The organism is Alkalibacterium olivapovliticus (genome assembly GCF_003003275.1).
In the GTDB taxonomy this organism is placed as follows: domain Bacteria; phylum Bacillota; class Bacilli; order Lactobacillales; family Carnobacteriaceae_A; genus Alkalibacterium; species Alkalibacterium olivapovliticum.
In genome coordinates, this window is the sequence record NZ_PVTO01000001.1 from 126,284 (window position 1) to 142,308 (window position 16,025).

Below are 16,025 nucleotides of genomic sequence, written 5' to 3' on the forward strand. Positions count from 1 at the left end.
TTCCCTCTAGGATTCACGTAATTTACCACCAAAAAAATAGCCGATTAACTGAGATCCGGAGTAGCCAAGAGTCCCTAAACTGAAAAAAATAAGGATGATTGTAAAGACTTGTGCCGGTGCAGTCATAGGGGCAACTTCCTGATAGCCGACTGTGGACATAGTAATGACTGTCATGTAGATAGCGTCCATTAATGTGATATCCAGTAATAAAAATAGCCGATAGTGCCTACAATAATAATCGTTACTAGCAAATATAAAACATGAATTGTTCTCTTGCGCTGCTGCAAATGACCCACTCCTAAATAGCGCATACTAAACTTCTTCTTGTGATTATAAGTTTAGCATTAATGAATATAAAGAGATAGTCTGACCATAAACAGTTTCAGCCATTTCTAATTTAAAAAATAACGACAAAAAAGGAGCTGAAATACTCAATCAGCTCCTTTTTTTGTTACGAATGATTACCCTTTGTAAGCGGAACGGTAGACTTCAGCTAACTCTTTCACTAAAGGCATTTTTGGATTAGCAGTAGTACACTGATCTCCAAATGCGCGTTCAGCCATATCATCTACAACTGATTCAAATTCTTTTTTATCAACATTATTTTCTTTGATGCTCATTGGAATGTTCATTTCTTTAGCTAAGTCATAAATAGCTTTAATTAAGCTTTCTACACCTTCTTGTGTGGTACTTGCCGGTAAATCAAGTGCTTTTGCAATTTCAGCATAACGCTCGTCTGCTATAAAGTGCTCATATTTAGGAAATGCCACAAATTTAGTCGGTTTTTTAGCATTGTACCGTATGACGTGAGGGAGTAAAATCGCATTTGCACGGCCATGGGCGATATGGAACTCTGCACCTAATTTGTGAGCCAGACTATGGTTGATTCCTAAGAAAGCATTGGCGAAAGCCATACCAGCAATTGTTGAGGCATTATGCATTTTCTCTCTCGCTACTTCATCGTCACCGTGGTGGTAAGCAGTCGGCAAGTATTTAAATACTAACTGCATAGCCTTGATAGCTAATCCATCTGTAAAATCATTCGCCATGTTCGATACGTAGGCTTCGATTGCATGAGTCAGGACGTCCATTCCAGTATCAGCAGTCACGACTTTAGGAACAGTCATAACAAACTGAGGATCGATGATCGCAACATCAGGTGTCAACTCATAATCTGCCAGCGGGTACTTGATGTTATTTTCAGTATCCGTAATAACGGCAAAGGAAGTGACTTCAGAGCCAGTACCTGAAGTAGTTGGTATAGCGACAAATTGTGCTTTTCCACCCAAAGTAGGGTACTTGTAAACACGTTTACGGATATCCATGAATTTTTGTTTGATGCCGCTAAAGTCTGTTTCAGGGTGTTCGTAGAATAACCACATCCCTTTAGCTGCATCCATTGGTGATCCACCGCCAAGTGCGATAATGACGTCCGGCTGGAAAGCTTCCATTGCTTTAGCGCCTTTCAGTACTGTTTCTTTAGAAGGATCTGCTTCGACATCAGAGAATATTTCGCAATGGACATACTCTTTACGGTTACGCAGGTGATAGAGGACACGGTCTACATATCCTAATTCAACCATCATAGGGTCTGTTACGATGAACGCTTTTTTGATAGCGGGCATTTTAGCCAGGTACTGTACTGAGTTACGTTCGAAATAGACTTTTGGTGGAATCTTGAACCACTGCATATTATTTGTTCGTTTAGCACGTTTTTTAACATTGATCAAATGCATTGTACTGACGTTTGTAGACACTGAATTTCCTCCAAATGAGCCACACCCTAATGTTAAAGAGGGAAGGTAGGCGTTATAGATATCACCGATCGCACCTTGAGAAGAAGGAGCGTTCACAATCAGACGACCAGCTTTCATACGTCTGTCAAATTCACTGATGATGGCATCGTTGTTTGAGTGTATAACAGCAGAGTGTCCCAATCCCCCGAAAGCCAGCATTTCTTCCGCACGCTTGATACCTTCTTTAGATTCGTTCACTTTATATGCTGCTAGTACAGGACTTAATTTTTCTCTTGAAAGTGGATAGTCTCTTCCAACACCCGGGTATTCAGCTACTAGAATTTTAGTTTCCTCAGGAACTGTTACATTAGCCATTTGAGCAATCTGATAAGCTGAACGGCCAACGATATCCGGATTTAAGTGATTCTCTTCAGATACCATCAATTTTTCAACCAGTAGCCGCTCATCTCTGGAAAGGAAGTGACAGCCGTTGTCGATCATTTCCTGTTTGACATCATTATAGACTTCTTTATCAGCAATGACTGCTTGTTCTGAAGCACAAATCATACCATTATCGAAAGTTTTAGAAAGAATCAGATCATTTGTTGCTCGTTTGACATTAGCTGTTTTTTCAATGTAGCACGGAACGTTACCAGCGCCAACACCCAATGCAGGTTTCCCTGAACTATAAGCTGATTTGACCATTCCTGAACCACCTGTTGCTAAAATAGTAGCGACACCGTCATGTTTCATCAATGTTTGAGTTGCTTCTATAGAAGGTTTTTCTACCCATTGAATACAGTGCTCTGGTGCGCCAGCTTTAACAGCAGCGTCATAAACGGCCTTTGCAGCAGCAGAACTTGACTTCTGAGCAGAAGGGTGGAAAGCGAATATGATTGGATTACCTGTTTTGATTGAAATCATAGATTTGAATATTGTTGTAGAGGTCGGGTTCGTTACTGGTGTTACGCCTGCGATCACACCGACTGGTTCTGCAATTTCGACGGTTCCTTCATGTACGTTTTCATTGATGACACCGATTGTCTTGTCGTCTTTAATACTGTGATAAATATATTCTGATGCGAAAATATTCTTGACAATTTTATCTTCATAAACGCCTCGACCAGTTTCCTGTACAGCTAATTTAGCTAGGACCATGTGTTGATCAAGCGCTGCAAGAGCCATTTCTTTAACGATTTTATCGATTTGTTCCTGGTTGAGTTTGTACATTTTATCTAGAGCTGATTGCGCATTAGTGACCAAGTTATCGATATCTTTCTGTACACTTGTGATCTTTTCTTTTTTATCTAATACTTTTACCATAATGGTTCCCTCCATAATGTTAGTGAAGTATTGAGCATGATGTGGTTTAAATATAATCTTACTCCACAGTTAATGGGTACTCACCATTTTGTGAAGAAAGATTGTCTGCTCAACGCTTAAACTAATTTGTTTTTGTTTACAAACACATCATAGCATAGTGAATTCGCTTGCATAAATCAGGAAGTGTGTCTAATTTGTGACATATTGTGATTTATCGAGCAATAGTTAAGCGGGACCGTCTGCTTACTTATTGTCACTTATTGTTCACTCATTCACTTGAGTAATGCTCTTATATGTGATAGTATGAACATGTAGAAAAACACGAGTCAAAAAGGAGAATTGATTATGGAAAAGCAACGTACTGACGAAATGACCCTTGAAACAATTTGGAACGGGTTTAAAGGAAGTCAATGGAAAGAGTCTGTTGATGTCCGCAATTTTATCCAAAGTAATTATACGCCATACGATGGAGATGAGTCATTCCTTGAAGGGCCGACTTCAGAAACTGAAGAGTTATGGGCTCAGGTTATGGATTTGAACAAACTAGAACGCGATGCTGGTGGTATGCTGGACATGGATACGGAAATTGTGTCGACCATCACTTCACACGGACCTGCCTATTTAACGAAAGACAAAGAAAAAGTAGTCGGGTTTCAAACTGACAAACCGTTTAAACGCTCATTACAGCCATTCGGTGGCATACGGATGATGGAACAGGCTGCAGAATCTTATGGGTTTGAGATTGATCCCTATTTATCTCATGTCTTTAGAGATTGGAGAAAGACTCATAATGAAGGTGTGTTCAATGCTTATACACCTGAAATGAGAGATGCGCGTCGCACAGGTATCATTACTGGCTTACCGGATGCTTACGGTCGTGGACGGATTATTGGAGATTACCGACGAGTAGCTTTGTACGGTGTTGATCGTTTAATAAAGGAAAAAGAAAATGATAAGGCTCTTTCTGATACGGCCATGATGAGTGAAGATATTATTCGCAAACGTGAAGAGATCAGTGATCAGCTTAAGGCATTAAATGAATTGAAAGAATTGGGGAACATTTACGGATTTGACATTTCACGTCCGGCTAAGACAGCTGTTGAAGCATTCCAGTGGTTATACCTTGGATACCTCGCAGCTATTAAAGAACAAAACGGAGCAGCAATGTCTCTTGGACGTACATCAACTTTCCTTGACATCTATATGGAAAGAGATATTAAAGAAGGAGTCATGACGGAAAAAGATGCTCAGGAACTAGTTGACCATTTTGTCATGAAACTTCGTCTTGTCAAATTTGCCCGAACACCTGAATACAATGAACTGTTCTCTGGAGACCCAACATGGGTAACTGAAGCTATCGGCGGAATTGGAATTGACGGCCGTCACCTTGTAACTAAGAACAGTTATCGATTTTTGAATACTCTAAGTAATCTAGGACCAGCACCAGAACCGAACTTGACAGTTCTATGGTCAACAAAATTACCCTCTTCATTTAAAAACTACTGCTCAAAAGTATCAATCGAAAGCAGTGCCGTTCAATACGAAAATGATGACATTATGCGAGAAGAGTGGGGCGATGATTATGGGATTGCCTGCTGTGTGTCTGCTATGCCAATCGGGAAACAGATGCAGTTCTTCGGAGCTCGTGCGAACTTAGCCAAAGCTCTGCTGTATGCAATCAACGGTGGAGTCGATGAAGTGTACAAAACACAAGCTGGACCTAAATTCCGACCAATCAGATCTGATGTTCTTGACTATAATGAAGTTGTTGAGAAATATGACGATATGCTGGACTGGTTAGCAGGAATGTATATCAATACACTGAACATTATTCACTACATGCATGACAAATATAGTTATGAGAGTGTGGAAATGGCTCTGCACGATTCAGAGATTGTTCGGACAATGGCGACAGGTATAGCCGGATTCTCAGTAACTGTTGACTCTCTTTCAGCTATCAAATATGCAAAAGTTAAAGTGATCAGAGACGAAGATGGTCTGGCAGTCGATTATGAAATCGAAGGCGATTATCCTAAATATGGAAACAACGATGACCGTGTAGACGATATTGCGATAGATTTGCTTAAAAAATTCATGGGTAAAGTGAAGAAACACCCAACTTACAGAAACGCTGTTCACACAACCTCTATTCTAACGATTACATCAAACGTTGTGTATGGTAAGAAAACAGGTAATACACCGGATGGCAGACGGGCAGGTGTTCCATTTGCACCAGGAGCTAATCCGCTGCATGGAAGAGATACTAATGGAGCTCTGGCAAGTTTGAACTCGGTTGCCAAGTTACCATATAAAGAATCATTAGACGGCATTTCCAATACGTTCTCTATCGTACCAAAAGCGTTAGGAAAAGAGGAAAGTACTCAGATACGCAATCTGTCAGCCATGCTTGACGGTTATGTTAAAAAAGGCGGTCACCACCTGAACGTCAATGCACTGAATCGTGAGACATTAGAAGATGCGATGAACCATCCGGAAGAGTACCCGCAGCTGACCATCCGTGTATCAGGTTACGCTGTTAACTTTATTAAATTATCTAGAGAGCAACAACTTGAAGTCATTAGCAGAACATTCCATGACAATATGTAAACTAAGTCGGTAAGGGACTTAACTATAGGGGGAGCAATAAAATGGGAGAAAACACAGTAGGATATGTACACTCAATAGAAACCTTCGGGTCGCTTGACGGGCCCGGCATTCGATTTGTAGCATTCATGCAGGGATGTCGTATGCGCTGTGAATTCTGCCATAACCCTGATACATGGAACATGAATGGGGGAACGGCCTATACCCCTCAAGAATTATTTGATAAAGCAATCGATTACCGTGATTACTGGGGTGAAGAAGGTGGCATAACCGTCAGCGGAGGGGAACCCCTTTTGCATATCGATTTTTTGATTGAATTCTTTAAGTTGGCGAAAGCAGAAGGAATACATGTGTCTCTTGATACGTGCGGACAGCCTTTCACGTATGATCAGCCTTTCTTCAGCCGTTTTGAAGAACTGATGAAATATACAGATCTTGTTTTGATGGATATCAAGCACATCGATAATGAGATACACAAGCAGTACACGATGCATCCGAATACCAGTATACTCGATATGGCTAATTATTTATCAGAAATTAAGGTGCCGATGTGGTTAAGGCATGTACTGGTGCCTGAACGATCTGACTTTGATGAGCACCTGGAGAAACTAAGTGCCTTCATTGATCAGCTGAAAAGTGTTCAAAAGGTCGAAGTGTTGCCGTACCACAAATTGGGTGTCTACAAGTACAAAGAACTGGGTATTCCTTATAAGCTCGAGCATATCGATACACCGACTGCGGAGCGAATTGAAAATGCTAATCGTATACTCAAGACACATAAATATCAGACAGCGTAATCCAAAAGAACTTTGCTTGAGGAGATAGAATATACCTTCTCGTGCAGAGTTCTTTTTTTGCATTAATTGAATTTTTGACCGAAATACTATATTCTAATACTAACGACATTTATCACAAAGGAGAATGAAAGTGGATAAACTATTAATATTCGGACACCAAAGTCCTGATACAGATGCAATTACTTCTGCCATCAGCTTTTCATATTTACAGAATCAATTGGGTAAAGTGACAGAACCCGTAGCGTTGGGTGAAGCAACAGATGAAACTCAGTATGCCCTTGATTATTTTAGTACAAAAGCACCCAGAGTAGTGGATACTGTAGCCGAAGAAGCAGAGGAAGTAATGCTTGTCGACCATAATGAGGCGCAGCAGAGTGCTTCAGATATTGACAAGGTCAAAGTAGTGGCTGTAGTCGATCACCACCGGATTGCTAACTTCCAGACGGCGGATCCAGTATACTATCGCGCTGAACCGGTTGGGTGCACGAACACGATTATTTTGAAGCTCTTCAAAGAACATAATGTAGAAGTGCCTAAAGATATTGCAGGATTAATGCTGTCGGCCATTATCTCAGACACACTGCTTCTCAAATCTCCTACTTGCACTGAGGAAGACGAAAAGGCAGCAAAAGAACTGGCTGACCTAGCTGGAGTCGACCTGGAAAAATATGGAAAAGAGCTGCTTAAAGCAGGAACTAACACATCTGACAAGAATGCAGATCAGATCTTAAACTCTGATGCGAAGAATTTTCCTATGGGTGACTTCACGGTTCGCATTGGTCAAGTCAACGTGGTGGATGCACAAGAAGTGTTGGACCGTAAGGAGGAGCTGCTGAAAGAAATGGCTTCTCAAAGTTCCGCTAATAGCTACGATCTATTCCTGCTGGTCATTACCAATGTGCTGGAAAGTGATTCAGTAGCTATCGTGTATGGAGAAGAACGAAACAGAGTTGCCAATGCTTTCGGTAAAGATATAGTAGAAGATACTATTTTGCTGGAAAATGTTGTTTCCCGTAAAAAGCAGGTCGTCCCACAATTAACTAAAGAACTAAGCTGACAGTACTAGACAAAAAATCCCGCTCCCCTAAAAATTAGGAGGAGCGGGATTTTTTTAAGATGAATATGACGACTGTTGAGTTGCATGAAAATGCCGTCTGATCAGCCGAATAAAGTCGAGCATGCCTACTCCGCTGACTGTTGAAAGAAACGCCGTGGCTCCGAGCTTACCTCCTGAACCGTCAAATAAGGCGAAGGCTGCAATAAATAATACACCTGTCAGAATGGTAAGGAAGAGCATGTCGTTGTACGTTTTCACACGGTTGTATGAGACCATACCTGTAAATGTGGCACAAAAAGCAGCAACCACAACCACATGAGTAGAATCGGGATACAATAATGCCAGTGTCAACCCGACAAGTGCAGAAGCTGAAACAGCATCCATATCAACTATTCGCTGCAGAGCGTAGGTAGCCATACCGGCGGCTATAATAGATAGAAAGACGACTAGATACAGTTTTCGATCTAATGGATCTACAGTTCTTAGAGGGGTTCTAAATATAAGACTAGTCAGAAATGTACCGGAAAAGGCCATGAACCCCAGCTTGCCTCCAAATCCTGAAAAGAGGTGGAGAGACAGAATATATAGGGTTCCGGAAATCAGGCTGGCAACCAGAAGTGAAAGCGGGTTTGAAAATATGAGACTGCAGGCCATTCCGATAAAAGAGCCGCAGTAAATAGCTGCTGCATAAGGTTTGAAAGTCCAGGCTGCAATCAAGCCAACGACACTTGATGCCAGTACACCGCCCAAACCAATAGCGTGATTCAGGTAAAAGGTAAGGTAGGCTCCTATAGACAAAGCCAGTATAGTCAGAAGATTACTTCTGTTGATTAAAATAATGTTCTGTTTGAGTTTACATTTAATACAGGCCCATTCTTTCCTGACCTGAATCAGAAGGAACATACCGGAAAACGCAACTATGCTAAGCAGGAAGGCATTTAGCGTCTGGATATTGCCGCTCACCAGCGACTGCGTGAGAAATAAGGCCATGATCGAGAAAAAAAGAAAGCTGATAGTAGTGATCACTGGTCTCGCTCCTTTTTAGTGATGTGTTTCACATTAATAGTTAAAAAAATAGATTCGTCCAAAGTGTAATCGTTTTATTTTACAGGTACATTGTATCACATGATTTATTAAAATAAAACTATTTTCACAAACTATTTGTAAGGTGAGAGATTCTTTGTCCTGATGTCACTTTTCGGACAATTAAAAAGGGATCAGTATCTATTAAGACACGATCCCTTTAACTCATTTATCAATCATATGGAATGAAGATTTCAGTGAATGTTTCTTTATTGAAAGCAGCCATCTGCTGTGAAAATGAACCGGCACCATTCTCAGTAAACCAGTCGAATCTCAACTGGTCACTGTATATCATGACTTTATCACCAACCGATACGGTTTCGTCGACTTCGACAAGCAGGTGACTCATCATCATGACTTGAATAGGATATGACTGCTGATTGATCAGTACAGGATAATTTTTCCTGGAAAGGATCAATCCATTGCCGTAACCAATATCGATGACAGCCAGACGTGTTTGTTTCTCGGCTGAAAAAGCAGCTGAATAACCGGCATTCTGTCCGGCAGGAACATCGGTTATCTCGATAACATTAGCCGATACTTCTACGGTTTGACGGGCAATTGATTCATCAAGTCCCATATAATATGGCCGTGTCCCATAAAGAATGACGCCGCCTCGAATATGTGTATGGTTCTTATGCAGCCCTTCTCGCAAATAGGAAGCACTGTTTTGAGCATGTATATAAGTCAGAGAGGGAAGGTAGTCCTTGACAGTGTTTAGAACTTCCCTCCAGTTGGCCACTTCGTGCTGGTAGCGGTCACTTTCAAAGTCATCCGCATAGGCAAAATGTGTCCAGATGCCATTGACGTTCAGTTTTTTATCTGCTAAAACAGTCAGCATGTCAGAACCATCGGTAAAGCCCAGACGATTTAAATCATTTCGAAACACCAGCTGCACCGATAATCCGGCGAGCTGTTCTTTGTACTTAGTATAAAATTCAAATGATGGAAGGGACAAGGTAATAGAGTTCGCCTTAAGTTCCTCAAATGCTGTGCATGGATCTAAAAGCAGAACTTCAACGGTCGAATCAAAGCTCCTCAGTCGTTTTGCTTCTTTAAGATTAGTCGTGGCAAATGCTCGAATCCCGGCGTGATAAAAAGCATCAAAGGTATCCTTCAGGCCGAAGTTATAGGCATCATTTTTTACAATGGCAATCGTCTGGACTTGCGACTGAATACTTTCCGCCTGTTCGGCCAGCCGTTTCTGATTCCGGATCAAAGTAGCGGTCATTAAATCGCTCCTAACGTTTCAAGAATGCTCTGGTAATACTGCACACCTTTAACAAGTATCTTTTCATCAAAATTAAAACGGGGAGTATGCAGTCCGTAAATGTAGTCTTTTTCTTCATTGCGTGCCCCGAGGAAGGCAAAATTAGTTTCGGCTACTGATGAATAAAAGGAAAAATCTTCCCCAAATAAATAAGGTTCAGTCAGCAAATCAAGGGTCAATCCTGATTTGTCACAGCTTTCAGTAACGGTTTCGATCAGGGAATCACTGTTATTCACTGCCGGGTAACCTTTTGCAACAGTGAGTTCTGTGGTCGTCCCAAAAAGGCTATCTGCACTTTTAGTGATGTCTTTCATTTTAACTTTTATATGTTCCAGATCATCCGGTTCATACGTCCGAATAGTGCCTTCGATATAACCCTCAGTCGCTACTGTATTGATTGCTTCTCCAGCAGATAACTTTCCAATGTGCAGGATGTTCTGATTCAATCCATTCAGGAAGTAATGCTGTACTTGAGCCAGTTGCGTTGCAATTTGTGTAACAGCCCCAAGAGCACTGCTGCCGTTATTCTTTTGAGCAACGTGAGCAGAGAGACCTTTCACACGGATGCGGTATTCAGTTGCGCTGGCCATCAGAAATCGGGGTTTGGTCGCAAGTGTGCCTTCAGGAATATCCGGCCCAAGATGCAGACCGAAAATTTTTGAGACAGAGTAGTCTTGAAAAGGGAACGCATTGATGAGCGCATCCGCACCTGCATTCGATTCTTCAGAAGGCTGAAAAATGAGCAGGACATTGGTTTTCAACTGCCCGGCATCAGATTGATGTTTAAGCGACTCTGCGAATGTCAGAAGGATCGAGGTGTGACCATCATGTCCGCAGGCATGCATGACGCCTGCATGATTGGATGCAAAAGGAAGATCTGTTTCTTCCAGGATCGGCAGAGCGTCTATATCAGCTCTGAACCCGATCGTTTCTTTAGAATCAGATGTCCCTTCAAAGAAAACAACAGTCGCCGTGTCCAAAGGCGTAAAGTAGGGAACAGCCAGTTGGTCCAGCTGTTCTCTGATATAGGCTGTTGTTTTGAATTCGTTAAAAGACAGTTCAGGGATCTGATGAAGATATCGTCTGTGTTTGATTGCAGTTTCCAGTAAATCAGTCATTAGTTCCTCCATTAAAAACATTCAGTATTAGGGTGATTACTTGTTTAACTGTCTGAGTGCAGATACAATCGCTACTTTAGTCGATTCCACTTCACTTGTGTTTTTGATTTTACGGGCAGGTACGCCTGCTACGACAGTGTTTGCCGGAACATCTTCAGTGACGATAGCGCCAGCAGCTACTACAGATCCTTCGCCGATTGTGACACCTTCTAAAACAACAGCATTTGCTCCGATTAGAACGTTGTCTTCAACAACTACAGGTTTTGCGCTGGCTGGTTCAATCACACCCGACAATACGGCTCCAGCACCCACATGAACATTTTTACCAGTAATGGCTCGGCCGCCTAAAATCGCGCCCATATCAATCATAGTGCCTTCTCCGACAACTGCACCGATATTGATGACCGCTCCCATCATGATGACGGCATTGTCACCAATGGAGGCGTGATCTCTAATAAATGCACCCGGTTCGATACGGGCATTAATTTTGGACGTATCCAATAGAGGGATGGCAGAGTTGCGACGATCCTGTTCGATTACATGGTCTGACAGTCTCTCGCTGTTTTCTTCATAAAATGGTATCCAGTCGTTTTGATCCGTGAATAGTGTATAGCTTCCACTTGTACCGAATACTTTAAACGATTCAGGAAAGTCTGATTTCTGTAAATCAGTATTGACATAAATTTTCAGAGGGGTCGTTTTCTTTGAATCACTGATGTATTTAATAATTTCTTTTGCGCTAAATTCTTTCATTGATTACACTCCTAAGTTGTTGTAGGTATAAAACCCGTTATTTTTTTTGATTAATTTTTCGGCAACGTTTAATGCGCCATTGGCAAAGATATCTTTGGACTGAGCTGTGTGCTTAATTGAAATGACTTCATCTCCACCTGCGAACAAGACCTCGTGCTCACCAACGATGGTCCCGCCTCGAATAGTCGAAATGCCTATTTCTTTTTTGTCTCGTTTAGTAGTAGTCTGACTACGGTCATAAACTTCGGTTGTGTCTTTTCGTCCGTTTTCTTTGATCGCATCAAGTAATTTGATTAGCGTTCCGCTTGGTGCATCGATTTTCTGGTTATGGTGCTTTTCGATCATTTCGATATCGTAATCGTTCATCAAAGGGGCAATGTATTCTAGTAGCTGAGTAACGATGTGAACGCCGTAACTCATATTCGCACTGAAAAAGACAGGAGCTGATTTTGCTTTTTCGTTCATTAACTTAACCAAGGTGTCTTTTTCACCAGTCGTCGCAATGATCATTGGACGATCGTATGCTGACTGGAGCATCTCTTTCGTAAGATCAGGATGCGAGAAATCGATGAAGACATCTGCTTCAGGCAAGTCATCATTAAAGGAAGTGAAAAGGGGATAAGGACACTGTTTCTCTTCCATTGGCGTAATAACACCAGCAATAGAGTAGCCCTTATCTTCAGCTAGAGCAGCTACTCGTTTAGTCATAGCGCCGTATCCGACTAGAATCAATTTCATATTATCCGTCCTTTCTAATCAAATCAAACTGCGTGATCACTTTATCGATCTCAGTCTGTTCGAGTGGGACAAGTGGTAGTCGCATAGCGTACTCACCAAATCCGATGTGGCTTACCAGTACTTTGATAGGGATGGGATTAACGTCTACTCCCAGAGCATCGACAAGTGGAAATAAGGTTTGATGCAGTTGTAATGCTTCTTTTGGTGCTGTCTGAGCTTTTTCATACAGGTCCTGGTATTCGTTTGGTAGTGCATTTGCTAGAACGGATATGATGCCGTGTCCGCCTTGGGCAAAGTAGGGAAGGGCCAAGTCATCATTTCCGCTGTAGAACGCGAAAGACTCGTCGACAACTGCCTGCAGACGACTGAAGTGAGCGAAGTCACCTGTTGCATCTTTAAGGGCAGTAATAGTTGGATGCTGAGCCAGTATTTTCAGTGTTTCCGGTTCGATCGTCATGCCTGTACGTGACGGGACATCATATAAGACCACAGGGATATTAACCGCATCCGCAACCGCTGTAAAGTGAGCAATCAACCCTTTTTGGCTTGTTTTATTATAATAAGGTGTGATGACAAGCAAAGCATCTACACCGAGTGCTTCTGCTTCTTTAGAGGCAGCTACTGTCTGAGCAGTATTGTTTGAGCCTGTACCGGCAATAACTGGAATGTCTCCGCCTGCTACTTCTAAGGCAATCTTCAGGCAGTTGACTTTTTCCTCCGACGTAAGGGTAGATCCTTCGCCAGTTGTTCCGTTAATGACAAATGACTGAATGCTGTTGTTTTTTAAAAACGTCAAATGGGCTCTGAAAGCCTCATAATCGACTGCGTTATTTATAAATGGCGTGGTCACAGCAGCAGCTGCACCCGTAAATAGGTGTGACATATGCTTATACTTCCTTTCCTTTAATCAGTTGATCTAAAATTTGGACCGCATTCCAAGCGGCACCTTTTAGGATGTTATCGCTGACCGACCATAGATGGTACGTATTCGGTAAGCTCGGATCTTTGCGGATCCGTCCGACATATACGCCTTTTTTATGAGCCGCGTCAAGTGGAGTAGGGTAAATTTCTTTTGAGGGATCATCCATTACCACTATAGAAGGGAAATTCTCCAAAGCTTGTCTTAATTCATCAATACTCACTTCTTTATCAAGTGTGACATTCATAGCGACTGCATGAGAGTGGGGCACAGGAACTCTCACACAAGTGGCGGTAACATTTAATGTCGGATCACCTAAAATTTTTCGGGTCTCTCTGATCATTTTGTCTTCCTCTTTCGTGTACCCATCTTCAAGAAAGACATCGATTTGAGGAATGACGTTATGATAAATCGCTTTGTTGTAATTTTGAGGTTTTTCGCCTTTTTCTCCTCTATCCAAGTCTTCGATTCCTTTCCATCCAGAACCTGAAACAGACTGATAGGTCGTATAAGCGACACGTTTCAATCCGAAAAGATCAGCAAGAGGCTTTAAAGGCACAACCGACTGAATGGTTGAGCAGTTAGGATTGGCAATGATATGTCTCTTCAGTGATGCACGGTTGACTTCAGGGACAACAAGATCGATTGAAGGATCCATTCTCCATGCGCTGGAGTTGTCTATTATGACGGCACCCGTTTCTTCAAAGATAGGAGCATAACGCAGGCTGGTGTCTCCACCGGCAGACATGAGTACATAGTCAAAGTGGCTGTCTGCGGCATTTTCTTCTGTCAATTCTTCGACTACATAGCTATTGCCTTTAAGTGTCACTTCTTTTCCTGCTGAACGGGCTGAAGAGTATAAGGTAAGGGAGTTAAAAGGGATAGCTTCTTCATCTAATAACTGGAGCATGGTCTGACCAACAAGACCTGTAGCTCCGACTAATGCAATTGATACCATTTCAAAAAATCCTTTCTTATAATTAGTTTATAAATCAAATGTCTGGCAGAGGATACGTGTGGCTTTTTCTCCGTTTTTCCCGTCGACTACATAAGACACACTGATTTCAGAAGTCGTGACCTGATAGAACGGAATATGTGATTCGATCAGTGTTTTAAATATTTTTGACGCGATTCCGGTCATGTCTCTCATTCCTGCTCCTATAACGGATACTTTGCAGTACGTTGTTTCTATCTTAACGTATAATTCCTGATAATGGGACTTGAGTGAATCGAACAGCTCATTTAATTCGCGTTCTTCAGACTCTTTAAATGTAAAGGATAACTGAAGACCATCCTGGTTCTGGATTTGAGAAATCATGTCGATGTTGATTTCTGCTTCTTCCAGCTTAATAAACAAGTCATGCAAAAATGATTGGTTCTCGTCAGTAGGGTAGGTGATGGTGACGTGAGCCATTTCTTTATCTAAGGCAACGCCTGTAACAGCTTTTCTTTCAAGTATCTGATCATTTGGCACGATCCATGTTCCTTTCTCATTCGATAGTGTTTTTCCTAAATAGAGGGGGATGTTATGGTTGTTTGCGAGTTCGACGCTGCGCGTTTCCAGTACACCAGCTCCTAAAGCAGACATTTCCATCATTTCTTCAAATGAAATCATATCCCATCTTTTTGCATCCGGGTAGACACGGGGGTCTGTCGAATAGACGCCGGATACATCGGTATATATTTCGCATGGGCAGTCAAGCGCTGAGGCAATGGCAACAGCTGTTGTATCGGAACCGCCCCGTCCTAGTGTAGTCAGTTCTCCTGCTTTGTTGAAGCCCTGAAAACCGGCGACGATCAGGATATTGTTTTCTTCAAATAACTGTTCAAGTAAATCTGTTTTAATTGAAGAAATCTTACTTTTTAAATGTTTGCCAATCGTTTCAATGCCTGCCTGATAGCCTGTGAGCGGTTTGGCCGAGACGTCTAAATCGTGTAAAGCGAGTGATAAAAACGATATGGTCTGCTGCTCACCTGTAGTCAGAAGCATGGCCAGGTCTTTATCGTTTGGATTAGAGGTCAGTTCATGAACCGATTTTAGTAGATTATCGGTTGTTTTCCCCATTGCGGATACAACAACAACCAGTTGCTCACCGTTTTGAACGCGTTCTTTGAGGTAATGGGCAATGTTTTTTATTTTATTGAAATCAGCGACACTTGATCCGCCGAATTTTAAGACACTTCTCTTCATGACGACTCCTTTAGTCAGACATTTTATTCTGGATCAGCCAGTATCAGCGCGAGCTAGGGGGTATGCAAAAAAACAAGCCGGGAATGCCCGACTTGTTTTTAAAAAGCTATATAACAAGTGGAAGCACTCCGTTTAGCGTCAGCTACTCGGCAGTCTGCATATTGTTCATATACAGCCCAACGATTCATTATTCTGTAAAAAATAAATCATTTCGGCAAATTTCCCTTTCCTTATTTCAGACTTACAGGTCTATGCGAAATAAGTACTGTTGATTTTTGCACCTCATCCAGTTCTAATTTTAAATTGTCAAATTTTAATGTTCCTAAGCACTAGCTTATCAAATTTAGAAGGCGTTGTAAAATGATATTTTAGAATAAATAAAAACACGCATTATGTAACCGATTTCCTGATAATTGAATGAGAATGAACGAAATTG

General features: G+C 41.8%; 13 protein-coding genes and 1 riboswitch. Of the genes, 3 read left to right on the top strand and 10 right to left on the bottom strand.

Going from position 1 to position 16,025, the window contains the following annotated elements; all coding sequences use genetic code 11:
• Positions 1-6 precede the first annotated feature (6 nt).
• The gene (locus CLV38_RS00620; RefSeq protein ID WP_342751961.1) at positions 7-255 is read right to left on the bottom strand and encodes an ion channel; all 249 of its coding nucleotides are present in this window, start codon (positions 253-255) and stop codon (positions 7-9) included.
• 206 nt (positions 256-461) lie between these two features.
• On the bottom strand, positions 462-3,059 hold the full coding sequence (gene adhE, locus CLV38_RS00625) for a bifunctional acetaldehyde-CoA/alcohol dehydrogenase (protein WP_106190145.1): 2,598 nt from the start codon (positions 3,057-3,059) through the stop codon (positions 462-464).
• Positions 3,060-3,404: 345 nt separating this feature from the next.
• Here adhE and pflB point away from each other — a divergent pair, with 345 nt between their 5' ends.
• The 3 genes from pflB to CLV38_RS00640 all read left to right on the top strand — a co-directional run bounded on the left by pflB (position 3,405) and on the right by CLV38_RS00640 (position 7,517).
• Positions 3,405-5,666, top strand: coding sequence for a formate C-acetyltransferase (gene pflB / locus CLV38_RS00630; protein ID WP_106190148.1), 2,262 nt, complete (start codon positions 3,405-3,407; stop codon positions 5,664-5,666).
• Between the two features lie 41 nt (positions 5,667-5,707).
• Positions 5,708-6,460, top strand: coding sequence for a pyruvate formate-lyase-activating protein (gene pflA / locus CLV38_RS00635; RefSeq protein WP_106190150.1), 753 nt, complete (start codon positions 5,708-5,710; stop codon positions 6,458-6,460).
• A gap of 130 nt (positions 6,461-6,590) precedes the next feature.
• Entirely contained in the window at positions 6,591-7,517 is a 927-nt protein-coding gene (locus CLV38_RS00640) for a manganese-dependent inorganic pyrophosphatase (protein ID WP_106190153.1), read from the top strand.
• A gap of 54 nt (positions 7,518-7,571) precedes the next feature.
• On the opposite strand, the gene CLV38_RS00645 is transcribed toward CLV38_RS00640, so the two are convergent.
• From CLV38_RS00645 to CLV38_RS00680, 8 genes are all read right to left on the bottom strand, one after another.
• Complete coding sequence (locus tag CLV38_RS00645) at positions 7,572-8,543, bottom strand: hypothetical protein (protein WP_106190156.1); 972 nt, start codon at positions 8,541-8,543, stop codon at positions 7,572-7,574.
• A 229-nt stretch (positions 8,544-8,772) separates the two neighbouring features.
• The gene (locus tag CLV38_RS00650; protein WP_106190159.1) at positions 8,773-9,831 is read right to left on the bottom strand and encodes an alanine racemase; all 1,059 of its coding nucleotides are present in this window, start codon (positions 9,829-9,831) and stop codon (positions 8,773-8,775) included.
• Positions 9,831-10,988 carry a M20 metallopeptidase family protein gene (locus CLV38_RS00655; RefSeq protein ID WP_106190161.1) on the bottom strand — a complete coding sequence of 386 codons (1,158 nt, stop codon included), beginning with the start codon at positions 10,986-10,988 and terminating at the stop codon, positions 9,831-9,833. Before CLV38_RS00655 ends, CLV38_RS00650 begins: the two co-directional genes overlap by 1 nt.
• A gap of 36 nt (positions 10,989-11,024) precedes the next feature.
• Entirely contained in the window at positions 11,025-11,741 is a 717-nt protein-coding gene (gene dapD / locus CLV38_RS00660) for a 2,3,4,5-tetrahydropyridine-2,6-dicarboxylate N-acetyltransferase (RefSeq protein ID WP_106190164.1), read from the bottom strand.
• A 3-nt stretch (positions 11,742-11,744) separates the two neighbouring features.
• Complete coding sequence (dapB, locus tag CLV38_RS00665) at positions 11,745-12,479, bottom strand: 4-hydroxy-tetrahydrodipicolinate reductase (RefSeq protein ID WP_106190166.1); 735 nt, start codon at positions 12,477-12,479, stop codon at positions 11,745-11,747.
• 1 nt (position 12,480) lies between these two features.
• Positions 12,481-13,362 carry a 4-hydroxy-tetrahydrodipicolinate synthase gene (dapA, locus tag CLV38_RS00670; protein WP_106190169.1) on the bottom strand — a complete coding sequence of 294 codons (882 nt, stop codon included), beginning with the start codon at positions 13,360-13,362 and terminating at the stop codon, positions 12,481-12,483.
• A 4-nt stretch (positions 13,363-13,366) separates the two neighbouring features.
• Positions 13,367-14,356: an aspartate-semialdehyde dehydrogenase gene (locus CLV38_RS00675; RefSeq protein WP_106190171.1), complete on the bottom strand. Its 990-nt coding sequence runs from the start codon at positions 14,354-14,356 to the stop codon at positions 13,367-13,369.
• 27 nt (positions 14,357-14,383) lie between these two features.
• Positions 14,384-15,589 (bottom strand): aspartate kinase, encoded by a 1,206-nt coding sequence (locus tag CLV38_RS00680; RefSeq protein ID WP_106190174.1) that lies wholly within the window; start codon positions 15,587-15,589, stop codon positions 14,384-14,386.
• A 113-nt stretch (positions 15,590-15,702) separates the two neighbouring features.
• Positions 15,703-15,883: riboswitch (Lysine riboswitch) on the bottom strand.
• Positions 15,884-16,025: the final 142 nt, after the last annotated feature.

Coding starts and splice junctions, on each gene's coding strand:
- adhE (WP_106190145.1), bottom strand. CDS start 3,059: ATGGTAAAAGTATTAGATAAAAAAGAAAAGATCACAAGTGTACAGAAA.
- dapA (WP_106190169.1), bottom strand. CDS start 13,362: ATGTCACACCTATTTACGGGTGCAGCTGCTGCTGTGACCACGCCATTT.
- CLV38_RS00680 (WP_106190174.1), bottom strand. CDS start 15,589: ATGAAGAGAAGTGTCTTAAAATTCGGCGGATCAAGTGTCGCTGATTTC.
- pflB (WP_106190148.1), top strand. CDS start 3,405: ATGGAAAAGCAACGTACTGACGAAATGACCCTTGAAACAATTTGGAAC.
- pflA (WP_106190150.1), top strand. CDS start 5,708: ATGGGAGAAAACACAGTAGGATATGTACACTCAATAGAAACCTTCGGG.
- CLV38_RS00650 (WP_106190159.1), bottom strand. CDS start 9,831: ATGACCGCTACTTTGATCCGGAATCAGAAACGGCTGGCCGAACAGGCG.
- dapD (WP_106190164.1), bottom strand. CDS start 11,741: ATGAAAGAATTTAGCGCAAAAGAAATTATTAAATACATCAGTGATTCA.
- dapB (WP_106190166.1), bottom strand. CDS start 12,479: ATGAAATTGATTCTAGTCGGATACGGCGCTATGACTAAACGAGTAGCT.
- CLV38_RS00655 (WP_106190161.1), bottom strand. CDS start 10,988: ATGACTGATTTACTGGAAACTGCAATCAAACACAGACGATATCTTCAT.
- CLV38_RS00675 (WP_106190171.1), bottom strand. CDS start 14,356: ATGGTATCAATTGCATTAGTCGGAGCTACAGGTCTTGTTGGTCAGACC.